The organism is Bacillus sp. 22-7, assembly GCF_010628845.1.
Taxonomy (GTDB): domain Bacteria; phylum Bacillota; class Bacilli; order Bacillales; family Cytobacillaceae; genus Cytobacillus; species Cytobacillus firmus_B.
The window spans coordinates 43,589-56,834 of sequence record NZ_NJQY01000008.1; the positions used below are offsets into that span (position 1 = coordinate 43,589).

8 protein-coding genes and 2 riboswitches are annotated in these 13,246 nt (G+C 43.5%); all 8 genes read left to right on the forward strand.

The features are described from left to right. Positions 1–9 precede the first annotated feature (9 nt). The 8 genes from CE058_RS07570 (at position 10) to ptsG (ending at position 13,014) form a co-directional block, all read left to right on the forward strand. Complete coding sequence (locus CE058_RS07570) at positions 10–1,467, forward strand: esterase/lipase family protein (protein WP_163141754.1); 1,458 nt, start codon at positions 10–12, stop codon at positions 1,465–1,467. A 183-nt stretch (positions 1,468–1,650) separates the two neighbouring features. Continuing rightward, on the forward strand, positions 1,651–2,607 hold the full coding sequence (locus CE058_RS07575; RefSeq protein WP_163141757.1) for an AAA family ATPase: 957 nt from the start codon (positions 1,651–1,653) through the stop codon (positions 2,605–2,607). A gap of 1 nt (position 2,608) precedes the next feature. Further along, a complete protein-coding gene (locus CE058_RS07580) occupies positions 2,609–3,823 on the forward strand; it encodes a DUF58 domain-containing protein (RefSeq protein ID WP_163141759.1) in 1,215 nt (404 codons plus the stop codon). Next, positions 3,823–6,027, forward strand: a complete 2,205-nt coding sequence (locus CE058_RS07585) for a transglutaminase TgpA family protein (protein ID WP_163141762.1) — start codon at positions 3,823–3,825, stop codon at positions 6,025–6,027. The genes CE058_RS07580 and CE058_RS07585 overlap by 1 nt, the downstream gene beginning before the upstream one ends. A gap of 70 nt (positions 6,028–6,097) precedes the next feature. Then, a riboswitch (purine riboswitch) is annotated at positions 6,098–6,199 on the forward strand. A gap of 217 nt (positions 6,200–6,416) precedes the next feature. Then, the gene (guaA, locus tag CE058_RS07590; protein WP_163141780.1) at positions 6,417–7,937 is read left to right on the forward strand and encodes a glutamine-hydrolyzing GMP synthase; all 1,521 of its coding nucleotides are present in this window, start codon (positions 6,417–6,419) and stop codon (positions 7,935–7,937) included. Positions 7,938–8,022: 85 nt separating this feature from the next. Further along, a riboswitch (purine riboswitch) is annotated at positions 8,023–8,124 on the forward strand. Between the two features lie 127 nt (positions 8,125–8,251). Beyond that, entirely contained in the window at positions 8,252–9,580 is a 1,329-nt protein-coding gene (locus tag CE058_RS07595) for an NCS2 family permease (protein ID WP_048010861.1), read from the forward strand. A gap of 315 nt (positions 9,581–9,895) precedes the next feature. Further along, the gene (gene glcT, locus CE058_RS07600) at positions 9,896–10,738 is read left to right on the forward strand and encodes a glucose PTS transporter transcription antiterminator GlcT (RefSeq protein WP_163141765.1); all 843 of its coding nucleotides are present in this window, start codon (positions 9,896–9,898) and stop codon (positions 10,736–10,738) included. Positions 10,739–10,953: 215 nt separating this feature from the next. Then, positions 10,954–13,014 carry a glucose-specific PTS transporter subunit IIBC gene (gene ptsG, locus CE058_RS07605; RefSeq protein WP_163141768.1) on the forward strand — a complete coding sequence of 687 codons (2,061 nt, stop codon included), beginning with the start codon at positions 10,954–10,956 and terminating at the stop codon, positions 13,012–13,014. Positions 13,015–13,246: the final 232 nt, after the last annotated feature.

Sequence of the window (13,246 nt, forward strand, 5' to 3'; positions counted from 1 at the left end):
GGAAATAGCTTGATAAAACAAATGGCAGGAGTGATCTTTTGTATGATGCTGATTTTCCCTGGTATGGTGAAGGCTGGCGGCTTTGGCGGTGATGACAGCGGGACTCCGGGTTACTGGTATGCCGGAGAATCACCTTCAAGCATTGACCCTTCCAAATCACCTCTTGTATTTGTGCACGGCTATAATAATTCGTCAGCTGTCTGGCATGAAGGAAATGATATGTATGAAGTGGCTTTGGCAAATGGATATGAAACAGCCTTCATCGATCTTCATCATGACCGGGATATGTGGACGAATGGTGCCATTCTGGCTGAAAAGCTCCAGGAAATGTACCATCATTTCGGCGGAAAAAAACTGGTGGTCATTGGCTATAGCAAAGGCGGTGTGGATATTCAGACAGCGCTTGTGCATTACAACGCCCACCCCTATGTATCAAACGTCATCTCTCTATCCTCTCCTCATCATGGCACCCAGCTTGCAGATCTTGCACACAGCAGCGCCGCCTGGTGGCTTGCTGCACTTCTTGGAAACAATAATGAAGCTACCGAATCCCTGCAGACAGGCAGTATGCAATACTTTCGAAGCCTTACAGATTCCCATCAAAATGCTGGAAAAAATCGTTATTATACACTTGGCGGCACCAAATGGGGTTCATTTGGCAGTGCTTCCTACTGGGGAGGTTTATATCTGAGCACGTACGGAAAAAACGATGGTGTTGTGACAGCAGTTAATTCCCGGCTGCCTGGAGCTTCCATTGTTCAGGAAGGCGGCTGGAATCATACAACCATTCGGGAAGGATCCTATACATTTCCGGTGTTCAGGCCCTATACCACTATTACTCAGCCTGCCGCAGTTCTCTCAGCTCCAAGCTCAGAAACCGCTGCCGGCAAGCCTCGCGCCCATTCGATTGTAAAAGGCGGGAAAGCTATCAGTGCAATAAGTGAGCAGTTTTCCGTGGAGGATAATGTAAACTCCATAACCGTTTCTTTTTTAAGCGAAAAGAATTTGTCTGCTTTAAAATTAATTAGTCCGGATGGAAAAGAATATAAAACGGGAAAATCGTATAAAGAAGAATCCGATTTCTTCAAAGGAGCTTGGGTTCACCAGTTTGAAATCGAGTATCCTAAAGCAGGAAGCTGGCTGTTAAAGGCTTCGGCAAATGCATCTTACCTATACAACGTTACACTAAACAGCCCGTTAAATGATAAAATTCAGGGCAAGTCTGCAAAAGGTCATAAAGCCTATAAAACAAAATGGATCCGCTTCGGGTTTGATTCTTCAGGGAAAAAGCTGCAGCAAGAAGCGAAAGGAGAAAAGCCTGGCCTCATGACCGGTAGTGATTTTTCACAGGAAGGCATATACAATGTGACAACGGAAATAAAAGGCATTAGCGAAACTGGAAAGCCATATGAAAGAACACTTATCGAATCTTTTTATATAGATCAGAATGGAAAACGACATAACTAACTGGTATCTGGCTGCTGAGAAGCAGCCTTTATTAATGTTCTAAAACCATTTAGAAGATAGCGTCATTCTAAGAAAAACACAGGAGTTTCCAGCGCGACAGCGAATATATAATAGGTTAGAATTAAATTTAGGAAATTGTAAATTAGTGGAATTAGAGATATAGATAAAGGGGAGAGATTTCACATGGATCGAAATCAGATGCACCCTTCAATTGAGAGGGTATTAGGAAATATTGAAAAAGTCATGATCGGCAAACGGGATGTCGCAGAGTTAAGCCTAGTGGCGCTTTTAGCGGAAGGACATGTTCTGCTCGAAGATGTTCCGGGTGTCGGGAAAACGATGATGGTTCGTGCGCTGGCCAAGTCAGTTGGAGCTGCATTTAAACGCATCCAATTCACGCCTGATTTGCTGCCTTCGGATGTGACAGGTGTATCCATCTATAATCCGAAGGAAATGGAGTTTCAGTTCAGGCCTGGTCCCATTATGGGCAATATTATTTTAGCAGACGAAATCAACCGAACCTCTCCCAAGACGCAATCCGCTCTTCTTGAAGGGATGGAAGAAAGCAGTGTGACCATCGACGGAGTGACGCATCGTCTAGAAAGACCCTTCTTCGTTATGGCAACGCAAAATCCCATCGAATATGAGGGAACCTATCCACTACCGGAAGCGCAGCTGGACAGATTCCTTTTAAAAATGAAAATGGGCTATCCGGATATCGCGGATGAGATGGAGGTCTTGAATCGGGCGCAGCGCATTCCGCCGATAGAAGATCTGGAAACGGTAATGGATCTGGCTGAATTGCGCTCTCTGCAGACAGAAATTAAAGAAGTGCATGTGGATCAAACGATTAAACGCTATATTGTTGAGATTGCGGGTGGAACCCGTAACCACAGCAGTGTGTATCTAGGGGCCAGTCCGCGCGGTTCGATTGCTTTAATGAAAGCAGCCCAGGCTTATGCATTCATGTATGGCCGCGATTATGTTCTTCCGGATGACATTCAGTATTTGGCGCCAGCTGTTTTTGTTCACAGAATTATCTTAAGATCCGAGGCGAAATTTGAGGGCATTACCGCTGAAGAAGTGGTGGGCCGGGTCATTGCCAGGGTTTCTGTCCCTGTACAAAGGCTAGTGAAGTAAAATGAAACAGCTGTTAAATACACTGAAAGGTGTCTGGAAGCTGATTGTGCTATTTCTGCTTATTTTGTTCACCTTTTCGTATGCCATGTTCCAGGGCGGCTTTGTCAGCTGGTTTTTGTTTTACAGCTTTGTGCCGTTTGCTCTATATGCACTGGGTCTGTCGTTTTATTCATTAAACGGCATTAAAGTGGAGCGGATTCTGCCGAAAACAGAATACAATGCGGGTGAGCAGGCTGTGATTACTTTGAGGATAAGCAGGGAATCAGTTTTTCCTTTATTGTACCTCGTCATTGAGGATGAAATGAGTGAACAGCTCCTGCATGCCGGGAAGTCAAACGTGGCAAAGAGATTCTTATTTCCGGGATTTCAGAAGGAAATGTCCATTCAATACAAGATTAACAGTCTGCCGAGGGGAGAGCATTTTTTTGCCTCTGTCCGTTTTAAAACAGGTGATCTGCTTGGTTTAGTAGAGAAAGAAAGGCAAGCTCCCGCTGAGAGCAGGATGATTGTCTACCCGGCGTATGAGGAAATCATCTATAAGCCCATGGCACATCATTACGACCAGGGAATGACTGCTTCAAAAGAGCGGGTGCAAAGGGATACTTCCATGGCAATCGGCATCAGGGAGTATCAGCCGGGAGACAGATTTTCCTGGATTAACTGGAAAGCTACCGCAAAGCGAAATGATATTATGACCAAGGAATTTGAACAAAGGCAATCCCATGATGTCTATATCATGATGGACTGTTCAGCGGATAGCCGATTTGAGGCCATCGTTTCGTTTACTGCTTCCATTGTGAGGGCTATTCTCCGTAAAGGAGCACAGGTTGGGTTTTTGACCTCTGCAGCTGCCCGGACAGCTTTTCCGATCAGAGGCGGAGAAGCACACCAGCTCCAGCTGTTTCATCATTTGGCAAAAATAAAAGATGCTTCGGCAGCATCCGTGGACCGGGTTCTTGAAGCAGAGCATTTTCTTCTGCAGCAGAACAGTCAGCTGATGATTGTTACAGCACAATTAACAAAAGCACTTATTGAGAAAGCCGGATTTTTTACGTCCAAAAATGGAACCTTGACGATATTTTTAATAAAAAATGAGCTTGAATCTCCTTCCGGTGATGAACTGCTGCTTAAAGCCTCTGCGAATGCCAGGGGAATCCGGGTAATATTTGTTCATAACGGACATTTTGCAGATGTGTTTTCGGGGGTGGGCATGTAATGGGATATCAGCGGGTTCAAAAGGATTTTGCCACCTTTCTTCTTTATGTTCTTGGCTTTTTCTTATTATGGGAATGGCTGCGCCCGGTTGAAGAGCTGACAGATACGTCGAATATTATCGTTTTCCTTGTGTTCCTTGTACTGTCACTCCTGCTGGCTTTCTTTGGCGTAAGTCCAGTAATGAGCAGTATTATTAAGGTGCTTTATATTTTATATGAGCTGCATTATTTATATTTTGAAGGCTCCTTTTTTCAGTTTTCATGGATAGAAGCATTTGCATCGGATATATGGCACAACTTTGGTTTGCTTGCTGAGAGAGACTGGCCCGCCATAACCAATCTTTTCAGAAGCCTGCTGTTTTTCATACTGCTGTGGCTGATGACCTATTTGATTCAGTACTGGCTGATTAATCGCAGGCAGATTTTCATTTTCTTTTTCATGACACTCATTTATATAACAGTTCTGGACACCTTTACGCCTTACGCGGCAGACACAGCGATTGTCAGGACAGTTATTGCGGGCTTTGCGGTTATGGGCATCTTAACGTTTAACCGCCTTCTGGAGCAGGAAGGGCTGAAGAAAGAAGCCTCTCTATCGCGAAAATGGATGATTCCGCTGACTGCCCTGATCGCGCTAAGCGCCGGATTGGGATTTGCTGCTCCTAAGGCAGAACCGATTTGGCCTGATCCTGTTCCGTTTATTAAATCCTATGGGCAAAACAGCGGGGGTGATGGACCGGGCATTCAGAAAATCGGCTATGGTGAAGACGATTCCCGCCTTGGCGGCCCTTTTATAGGAGATAACGCTGTTGTTTTCAGGGCGGAAGTGGAGTCCCGCCATTACTGGAAGGTGGAAACGAAAGATACGTATACAGGCAAGGGATGGGTAACCTCCCAGCCTGAAGGGGAATATCTTCCGTTCGGATTGGGAGAGGAAATCCCGGTTACATCGTTCATCGACAACGATGCAATTGAAACCACTGAAGAAGTAAGCTCCGTATATACATTTATGAATTACCCTCATGTGGTGTATCCATTAGGGTTAAAAAGTATTAAAGCTTCGCCTTTCATTACCTATGAGCTGGAAACGGCCACAGAAAAGATCCGGACATTGGATAGTGGAAGGCCATTTGCATTGGAAGATTACAAATTGGGTTTTGCGGTGCCTGAATACAGTGTAACTGCCATGAAGGCATCGGGAGCACAAGCGGAATCACTTCCTGAGGAATTTTTGTCCCGATATACACAGCTGCCTGAAGAATTACCAAAAAGAGTCAGGGAGCTGGCGCAGGAAATCACTCAGGATAAGCCGGATTGGTTTGAAAAAGCGAGGGAGCTTGAGAGGTATTTCCGAAGGGCAGAATATACCTACAGCCAGACAGACGTAGCTGTTCCGGATGAGAATGAGGATTATGTGGACCAATTTTTATTTGATACCAAGCAGGGGTATTGCGACAATTTCTCTTCTTCCATGGTGGTTATGGCGAGGTCAATCGGATTGCCGGCAAGATGGGTGAAGGGCTATACAGAAGGAGAATTCAAGCAATCGCTCGGGTCTGGTCTCCGTTTATTTGAAATAACCAATAATAATGCCCATTCATGGGTGGAAATTTATTTTCCTGAAATGGGCTGGGTTCCATTTGAACCAACTCAGGGTTTCAATAATAACGTTCAGTTCAACTTTGACGCTGCAGGCCAAAATACGAGCCAGCCGGAGGCAGAAGAGCCAAAAGAGACTGAGACTCCTGTCAAGCCGGACAAGCCTGAAGTAACATCATCGAAAGAATCGGCTTTTACTTTAGAAAAGCTTTGGGGCAATATAGAGTCTTTCTTTAAAGAACATTGGAAAGTCATCGGAGCAGCCGTAGTGGCAGCTGCTTTGTTTGTTATCGTGATTTTCCAAAAACGGGGTAAATGGCTTCCTCATTATTTCATCTGGAGATTTAAAAGAACAAGAAATGATGAGCACTTCTCCAAGGCTTACCTGATTCTTTTAAAAGAATTAGACCGATACGGGTTAAAACGGAAAAGCGGACAAACCTTAAGGGATTATGCCAAGTATGTTGACAGCTTTTTCTCAACAAGGGAAATGAGCAGGCTGACAGCACACTACGAAGAGCTTGTCTACAGGGGGGTCCTGAAAGAAGGAAGCTGGAATGATACGAAGGAATTGTGGGAAAATTTAATTAAAAGGACAATAGCTTGACCAGGATTTGTGGCTGTTGTTACAATAGGCAAATAAGACAGCGGCATATTGTTCGGGTTTTGCCGTTTTACACAATTAAATCATGCACCTTCATATATCCTCGATAATATGGTTCGAAAGTCTCTACCGGATCGCCGTAAATGATCTGACTATGAAGGCAGAAGAAGTTTTTTGCTATACGTGAAAACCGGAATTCTGCCTTCACTTTTTTTGTGGAGAAAGAGTTCCGGTTTTTTTTATTGTCCAGCTTCCCGCTGAAATATATGAAATGCTTGAGAAATTATATTTTTACTAGATATTTTATCTGCAGGAGAGAAGACTAAAGGCAATATAACAAAATTAATGGGGTGAACAGTGTGACGGGGAAAACAGAACTTCAAAATCAGGAAATGATCGTAGTGCTGGACTTTGGAAGCCAGTACAATCAGTTAATCACACGCAGAATTCGTGAGTTTGGTGTGTACAGCGAGCTGCATCCGCATACGATTACAGCTGCAGAAATCAAGGAAATGAATCCGAAAGGAATTATTTTCTCTGGCGGACCTAACAGCGTGTATGGCGAAAATGCTTTCAGATGCGATGAAGAAATATTTGAACTGGGATTGCCGATTTTTGGTATCTGCTATGGCATGCAGCTGATGACCATGCATTTTGATGGAAAAGTAGAGCCTGCCAAGCACCGTGAATACGGGAAGGCAATTATGAAAATTGAAAATGAATCTAAATTGTTTACAGATCTTCCTAGAGAACAGACTGTCTGGATGAGCCATGGCGATCTTGTCGTAGAGGCTCCGGCAGGTTTTACAGTGGATGGAACCAATCCGTCATGCCCGATTGCGGCTATGAGCAATGAAGAGCGCGGTTTATACGCTGTTCAATTCCACCCTGAGGTGCGCCACTCTGTTCATGGAAATGATATGCTGAAAAACTTTGTGTTCGGCGTTTGCGGCTGTACTGGCGATTGGTCAATGGAGAATTTCATTGAAATTGAAATGGAAAAGATCCGCCAGGAAGTTGGAGATAAGAAAGTTCTTTGCGCATTGAGCGGCGGTGTTGATTCATCTGTTGTTGCCGTTCTTATTCATAAAGCAATCGGCGACCAGCTGACTTGTATTTTCGTCGATCACGGCCTGCTGAGAAAAGATGAAGCAGAAGGCGTCATGAAGACATTTGCTGATGGCTTTAATATGAATGTCATTAAAGTGGATGCCCAGGAGCGCTTTATGAATAAGCTTAGAGGTGTGAGCGATCCTGAACAAAAACGTAAAATCATCGGCAATGAATTCATCTATGTATTCGATGATGAAGCTGCTAAGCTTCAAGGCATTGATTTCCTTGCGCAAGGAACACTTTATACCGATATTATTGAAAGTGGAACAGCTACTGCCCAGACGATTAAATCTCATCACAATGTAGGCGGGCTTCCTGAAGATATGCAATTTAAGCTTATTGAGCCGCTTAACACGCTGTTTAAAGATGAAGTGCGTGCATTGGGAACTGAGCTTGGCATTCCAGATGAAATCGTGTGGAGGCAGCCATTCCCTGGTCCAGGATTAGGTATCCGCGTTCTGGGGGAGATTTCAGAAGACAAGCTGGAAATTGTACGCGAGTCTGATGCCATTTTGCGTGAGGAAATTAAAAAGGCAGGCCTGGATCGTGATATTTGGCAATATTTCACTGTCCTGCCTGACATCCGCAGTGTGGGAGTAATGGGTGATGCCCGGACATATGATTATACTATTGGAATTCGTGCCGTTACTTCAATTGATGGCATGACATCTGACTGGGCACGTATCCCTTGGGATGTACTGGAGATTATTTCAACAAGAATCGTGAATGAAGTATCACATGTCAACCGGGTTGTGTACGATATTACGAGCAAGCCGCCTGCTACGATTGAGTGGGAATAAAATACGAACATTAATAAAAAGCGGACATGAAAATGTTCGCTTTTTCTATTGACTAGGACTTTTTGAGGTGCTATGATAAAGAAGAATTAAATATGTCGTTTTACGTCGTATAATCTTGGGGATATGGCCCAAAAGTTTCTACCGAGCTGCCGTAAATAGCTTGACTACGAGGTAAGTGCAAATAGGGATGTTTTTGCCTTTATTCTTTTTTTGTTTTTCCCTATGGCAAGCACGAGCCAGTTGTCAATGCTCCGGTACTCAATACCGGAGTTTTTTTATTGTGAAAATAAGGATAGACAATAGGGGGAAAAGAAATGAAGAAGTACTTCCAGTTTGAAGAACTTGGTACTAACTATCGCCGTGAATTCATCGGCGGACTCACAACGTTTTTAGCAATGGCTTATATTTTAGTCGTTAACCCGATTACTTTATCGTTAATGGATATACCGGATTTGCCGGATGCCATGAGAATGGACTATGGGGCAGTATTTGTGGCAACAGCAGTGGCTGCGGCAATTGGATCCCTATTGATGGGGGTGCTGGCCAGATATCCGATTGCACTTGCTCCGGGTATGGGATTGAATGCATTTTTTGCTTATACTGTTGTTTTAACGATGGGAATCCCTTGGCAGCATGCATTAGGCGGGGTTTTGATTTCAGGGATTATCTTTATCTTTTTATCCCTTTCAGGTCTGCGTGAAAAAATTATTAACTCCATTCCTGCTGAATTAAAGTATGCGGTCAGTGCCGGAATCGGTTTGTTTATTACATTTGTCGGCGCTCAAAGTGCAGGGCTGATTGTCAACAATGATGCTGTCCTTGTTGGATTAGGGGATTTTACTGATGGAAATGTGCTACTGGCCATTTTCGGCATTGTGATAACAGTTATTCTGATGACAAAAGGAATTAAGGGCGGAATTTTTATAGGTATGGTAATCACCACAGTTGCTGGGATGATTGCTGGCTTAATTGATGTTCCGGGAAAGGTTGTTGATTCCGTGCCAAGTGTGGCTCCAACGTTCGGAGCGGCGTTCGGGGCATACAGCGACCCTTCATTCTTCTCAACCAGCATGCTGGTCGTTGTCCTGACATTCCTGTTCGTCGACTTCTTTGATACAGCAGGAACGTTAGTGGGTGTTGCCAACCAGGCGGGTTTAATGAAGGAAAATAAATTGCCTCGCGCAGGTAAAGCACTTCTGGCAGACTCAACAGCAACAGTCGTTGGTGCTATATTTGGAACATCCACTACAACTTCCTTTATTGAGTCTTCATCAGGGGTTGCGGCGGGTGCGAGAACAGGGTTTGCATCGATTGTCACTGCAGGATTTTTCTTGCTATCATTATTCTTCTTCCCGTTATTAGAAGTTATTACTTCTGCGGTGACGGCTCCAGCACTGATCATTGTCGGTGTATTGATGGTTGCATCATTAGGCAACATTGATTGGACAAAGTTTGAAATTGCTGTCCCGGCATTCCTGACAATTATTGCAATGCCATTGACTTACAGCATCGCAACAGGAATTGCAATCGGATTTATTTTCTACCCAATCACCATGATTGTAAAAGGAAGAATCAAAGAGATTCACCCAATTATGTATGTGCTGTTTGTCATATTTGTTATGTATTTCATTTTCTTGAAGTAACAGGATGTGTGGGACCCGCTGGGATGCGGGTCTCTTTTTATAAAGTGGCGCCATCGGCTCTCAAGCCTAAGCTTGTCTAGTTTCAGCTCCTAGGGACTCTCGGGTCTAAGTCGTCCCTTTCCGAAAGTAAAAAACACCTTTTTACAGGAACCGTCTTATGATAGTCGTCCCTGGGCGATCGCCTTAACATTTCTTTCAATCCGTCTAAAAGGTTAAAGCACCTTTCTCTTTTCTTAATTCAAGTCGATCCGTTGACTTCCCGGACATGCTTTTATACCATGAGAGTACATTTGTTTAATGAGCGGGGAGAAGAGAATGGGTGAGTATAAGGTAAAAAAAGTACTGAATAATAACGTCCTGATTGGCAGGCATGAGTCATTGGGAGAAGTCGTCCTGATTGGGAAAGGGATTGGCTTCAACCGGAAATCGGGCCAGCCAATTGATTCTAGTTTGGTTGAAAAGCTCTTTGTGCTTAAAAATGAAAAAGAGCAGGAGAATTATCTGAAGCTCTTGCCCTATGTGGATAATCAATTGCTTGAAGCAATTATCTCCTCCATCCAATTGATAAAACAAAGGGCAAACTCCATGCTTAATGAACATATCCACGTTGCGTTAACTGATCACTTGATGTTTGCGATAACACGCATGAAGAATGGGATGGAGATGAGGAATCCTTTTCTGGTCGAAACGAAGACACTTTACCCATTTGAATTCGAAATTGCCCAGGAAGTTGTAAACCTTATAGGGCATCGTACAGGTATTTATTTGCCGGAAGGAGAGATTGGATTTATTGCCCTGCACGTGCATAGTGCGGTAATGAATCGAGATTTATCCGAAGTGAATCAGCATTCTCAGCTGGTGACCCATCTCGTTAACATGATTGAAGAACAGCTGGATATTCAAATTGATAAAGACAGCATTGATTATATGAGGCTTGTCCGCCACATCCGCTTCACCATTGAAAGGGTTAACAAAGGGGAGGTCGTAGAAGAACCGGAAAAAATAACTTCACTCTTGAAAGAAGAATATCCGGTGTGCTACAATCTCTCTTGGAAGCTCATTAAAGTAATGCAGCAAACATTAAAAAAACCAGTCTATAACGCAGAAGCTGTGTATCTGACTATGCATCTGCAAAGGCTTCAAAAGAAAATAAATTAATTACGATTATCTTGTCCAGTAATGGCAAGTCTTTACGTGTTACTGATTCGATCAGGCATGAGTGAAGAAAGGTAATTGAATTTAGGTAAATAGGGTATGATACCCTTGTATGCACCTGAATTCTATCCTTTTTTCCTCATGCCTTTTTTATTTTTTAATGGTTGCCGCTATTAAATGAAAACGCTTAATGAGTAAAAATTTTAGGAGGTTAACATATGTTTAAAAAAGTATTTGGCGTCCTGCAAAAAGTCGGGAAAGCCTTGATGCTTCCTGTAGCATTGCTGCCTGCAGCGGGGATCCTGCTTGCTCTTGGTGCGGCTCTGCAGAATCCGGCGCTTCTTGAGCTGGCTCCGTTCCTGGATAACAGCGGGGTCGAGATCGTTGCCCAGGTTATGCAAAAAGCAGGGGATATCGTCTTTGCTAACTTGCCAGTGCTATTTGCGGTTGGTGTAGCTGTTGGTCTGGCAGGCGGTGAAGGTGTAGCTGCACTTGCTGCCATTATCGGTTATTTGATTATGAACGTGACAATGGGTACGGCTGCCGGAATAACGGCAGAGGATGTAAATGGGCTTAATTATGCGAATATCTTAGGAATTCCAACTCTGCAGACAGGTGTATTCGGCGGTATTATAGTTGGGATTATCGCTGCTGCATTATACAACAAATTCTATGAAATCGAACTTCCTTCATACTTAGGATTCTTTGCCGGGAAACGTTTCGTTCCCATTATTACGGCTGCAACATCAGTAGTCCTTGGTTTGCTGATGCTGGTTATTTGGCCGCCAATCCAGGAAGGATTAAATGCCTTCTCACAAAACATGGTTCATGCGAACCTGACTTTATCAGCATTCATTTTTGGCTTAATTGAACGGTCGCTGATTCCTTTTGGTCTGCATCATATTTTCTACTCTCCGTTCTGGTATGAATTTGGACAGTATGTAACGAATGCAGGTGAAACAGTCCGCGGTGACCAGCGGATTTTCATGGCGCAAATCAGTGACAATGTACAAAACCTTACTGCGGGAACATTTATGACTGGTAAATTCCCGTTCATGATGTTCGGTCTGCCTGCAGCTGCATTAGCCATTTATCATGAAGCACGTCCTGAAAAGAAAGTGGTAGTCGGAGGTCTTATGGCGTCTGCGGCATTAACTTCTTTCTTAACAGGTATCACGGAGCCGCTTGAATTCTCATTCTTGTTTGTAGCTCCGATCCTGTTTGCTGTACACGCTGTGTTTGCAGGTCTTTCGTTTATGACCATGCATCTCTTGGATGTAAAAATCGGCATGACTTTTTCAGGCGGTTTGATTGACTATATCCTATTCGGATTAATCAACCCTCAGACAAATGCCTGGATTGTTATTCCGGTTGGATTGGTATTTGCTGTGATCTATTACTTTGGCTTTAGATTTGCCATCCGCAAATTTAATTTAATGACTCCGGGTCGTGAAGAAGTAGAAGATGAAGAATCAGCTGCTTCAGGCAAAGGTGGAGATCTTCCATATGAAGTTCTTGATGCTATGGGTGGACAAGAAAACATCGCTCATCTTGATGCGTGTATTACTCGACTTCGTGTATCAGTAAACGATATTAAAAATGTAGACAAAGAACGCTTGAAAAAACTTGGCGCATCTGGAGTACTGGAAGTTGGAAACAACATTCAGGCTATCTTTGGCCCAAGATCTGAAACAATCAAAGGCCAAATGAAAGATATCATGAGCGGCAAAAGACCGCGCGCAGTTGAAAAAGCTCCAGAAGGCGGAGTGGAGCAGCAGATTGAAGAAGTAAATCCTGAGGCTCTTCAGACTGAACATAAAGAAGATGCATTCATTGCACCATTAAAAGGTGAAATCAAACCAATTACAGAAGTGCCTGACGCTGTATTCTCAGGTAAAATGATGGGTGATGGTTTTGCGATTGTGCCTTCAGAAGGAACTGTAGTTTCACCGGTAGACGGGAAAATTGTTAACATGTTCCCGACAAAGCATGCAATCGGCATCCTTTCTGATTCAGGCCGCGAAATCCTGATTCATGTGGGTATTGATACGGTTAATCTGAAAGGTCAGGGATTTGAAGCGTTAATTGCTGAGAATGACCGTGTAGAAGCGGGACAGCCGCTATTGAAAGTGGACCTTGATTATATCGGGGAAAACGCCACTTCTATTATTACACCGATCGTCTTCACGAACCTTCAGCAGGGTGAGGCAATTAAAATTAATAAGCCTGGCGCTGTTGATCTTAAAGAAAAAGATATCATCGTCATCTCAAAACAATGATATATAATATAGAAGAAACCAGCTGCGGTTCAAACAGCTGGTTTCTTTTTATTTGATAGGATAATAAACTTTTTGTGTTTTTTTTTGAATAACTTGTTGACCCTTTGGGCAACAGGTGTTATTATAGAAAAACAGTCGCTTGAGACGCTAACAGCATTTGAAAGTTTTAAAAAAAGTTATTGACTAAGCGATTGAGAAATGATATATTAATAAAGTCGCTTCTGAGCGGCGG

What these genes read in the sequence shown, in the direction of transcription:
- CE058_RS07575 (WP_163141757.1), top strand. Translation starts at nt 1,651, where the DNA reads ATGGATCGAAATCAGATGCACCCTTCAATTGAGAGGGTATTAGGAAAT.
- CE058_RS07580 (WP_163141759.1), top strand. Translation starts at nt 2,609, where the DNA reads ATGAAACAGCTGTTAAATACACTGAAAGGTGTCTGGAAGCTGATTGTG.
- CE058_RS07585 (WP_163141762.1), top strand. Translation starts at nt 3,823, where the DNA reads ATGGGATATCAGCGGGTTCAAAAGGATTTTGCCACCTTTCTTCTTTAT.
- guaA (WP_163141780.1), top strand. Translation starts at nt 6,417, where the DNA reads ATGATCGTAGTGCTGGACTTTGGAAGCCAGTACAATCAGTTAATCACA.
- CE058_RS07595 (WP_048010861.1), top strand. Translation starts at nt 8,252, where the DNA reads ATGAAGAAGTACTTCCAGTTTGAAGAACTTGGTACTAACTATCGCCGT.
- glcT (WP_163141765.1), top strand. Translation starts at nt 9,896, where the DNA reads ATGGGTGAGTATAAGGTAAAAAAAGTACTGAATAATAACGTCCTGATT.
- ptsG (WP_163141768.1), top strand. Translation starts at nt 10,954, where the DNA reads ATGTTTAAAAAAGTATTTGGCGTCCTGCAAAAAGTCGGGAAAGCCTTG.